We start from the raw sequence: 1904 nt of genomic DNA, 5'->3' as shown, positions 1-1904 counted from the left end.
CCGGCCGGCTGGGGCTCATCGTCGGCGACCCGGTGTTCGCGGCGATCCAGCGGCGGGCGTCGGGCCCGACGCTGACCAGCCACGCGGTCGACTATCCGGCCAGCGTCAGCCCGACGTCGCCCACCGCCGGCAACCGGGCCCTGGTCAGCCACGTGTCCGAGCAGGCGCAGGCCTGCCCCGATCAGCGGTTCGTCCTGGTCGGCTACTCACAGGGCGCGAACGTGGTGGGCAACTCGCTCGGCATCAGCTCCGCGGGCGCGAGTGTCGGCGGGCCGGTCGTCGCCACCATTCCCGCGGCGGTGCAGCCGCGGGTCGCGGCGGTCATGGTCTTCGGCTACCCGCTGCGCAAGCTGGGCCGGGGCATCACCGGCGTCTACGCGGACCGGACGCTGGACATCTGCGCGAACCGGGACGTGGTCTGCGATCCGCTGGGCGCGAGCGTGCTGGCCCATCTCAGCTACACCGACGACGCCGACGAGGCGGCCGACTTCGCAGTCGACCGGCTGTAGCCCCCAGCCGGCGGAGGCGACGGGTCCGGCCCGGCGGCCGGGCCCGTCGTCGTCAGCCCGCGAGGATCTTCGCCTCGGTGCGACCGGCGGCGGTGCCGTACTTCTGCACCACGACGAGGTCGAGCCGGCCGTCCCTGTTCCAGTCCAGCACCGACAGGCTGTGCCGGTCGTCCGTGGAGACGCGCGCGGTGATCGGCTTGCCGAGGAGGTTGCGGTACTGCGAGGCGCCGTCCAGGACCTGCAGCACCGTCTTGTCGCTCTTGGCCCCGGACTTCTGGGTCACGACCAGGTCGAGGTTGAGGTCGCCGTTGAAGTCGGCGACGGTGAAGGTGTGGCGGGCGTCCGTCGGGCCCAGCGGCGTGGGGCTGTCCTGGAGGTAACGCTGGAGGTTGGCGGCGCCGTCGAGGACCCGGACCTCCGTACGGCCGCTCTTCGTCCCGCACTTCTGGATCACGGCCACGTCCACGCGCCCGTCGGCGTTCCAGTCCGCCACGGCGAACGCGTAGCAGTCGTCACTCGGGCCGAGCACGGTGGCGGTCTCCTGGAGGTAACGCCGCAGGAACGAGGCCCCGTCGAGGACCCGGACCTCCGTACGGCCGCTCGCCGTGCCGGACTTCTGGGTCACCACCAGGTCCGGGCGGCCGTCGAAATTCCAGTCCGTCATGGCGAAGGCGGTCCGGGCGTCGGTCGGGCCCAGCGGGATGGCCGTGTGCAGCAGCAGGTGCTGGAAGTCGCTGGCGCCGCTCACGATGCGCACCTCGGTGGCGCCGCTGGTCGTGCCGGACTGCTGCAGCACGACGAGATCGGAGCGCCCGTCGCCGTTCCAGTCGGCCAGCAGCACCTGGTGCCGGTCGTCGAACGTGCCGGGCAGCCCGGGCACGGTCTGCAGCAGCGCCTTGCTGAAGGGCCCGGCCGGCTTCTTCGGCGTGGACTTCTTCGGCGACTTGGCGGTGCCGGTCGTGCCGGTCGAGGTCGAGCTGGTCCACAGCTGGCCGACGATGAGCCGCGCGTCGTTGGCCTCCGGCCCGTACGCCGCGGGGTAGCGCGAGACCTGCACCCGCTGGCTGATCTGGCCGATGTCGCCGGCCTGCCAGCTGCCGGCGGAGTGGGTGCGCAGCATCTTGTCGAGGAACGCGCCGGTGGCGAAGCCGGGATCGAGCAGCTGCTCGGGGCTGCCCCAGCCCATCGACGGGCGCTGCTGGAACAGGCCGAGGCTGTCGTGGTCGACGGCGAGGGTGTAGTTGTGCAGGGTGCTCTCGGTGATGGCCGTGGTCACCGCGATCACCGCCGCCCGGGCGGGCAGGCCGCGGCCGATGACGTGCCGCACGATCGCTCGGGCGCAGGAGACGATGTATCCGCTCAGGGCCGGGCCGAGCCGCTGGCCGGTCATCGCCG

At 72.5% G+C, this 1904-nt stretch carries 2 protein-coding genes; one reads left to right on the top strand and one right to left on the bottom strand.

The features are described from left to right. The coding region (locus tag AB0C29_RS46210; protein WP_360834425.1) for a cutinase family protein at positions 1–509 on the top strand (509 nt) is incomplete at its 5' end. Between the two features lie 52 nt (positions 510–561). Here the strand turns inward: AB0C29_RS46210 and AB0C29_RS46205 are convergent. Next, a partial coding sequence (locus AB0C29_RS46205; RefSeq protein ID WP_360834423.1) for a VCBS repeat-containing protein occupies positions 562–1904 on the bottom strand: 1343 nt, incomplete at its 5' end.

This window comes from Actinoplanes sp. NPDC048791 (assembly GCF_040650095.1).
GTDB lineage: Bacteria > Actinomycetota > Actinomycetes > Mycobacteriales > Micromonosporaceae > Actinoplanes.
The sequence above is the reverse complement of the archived record's forward strand: the minus strand, read 5'-3'. Positions and strand labels throughout refer to the sequence as shown.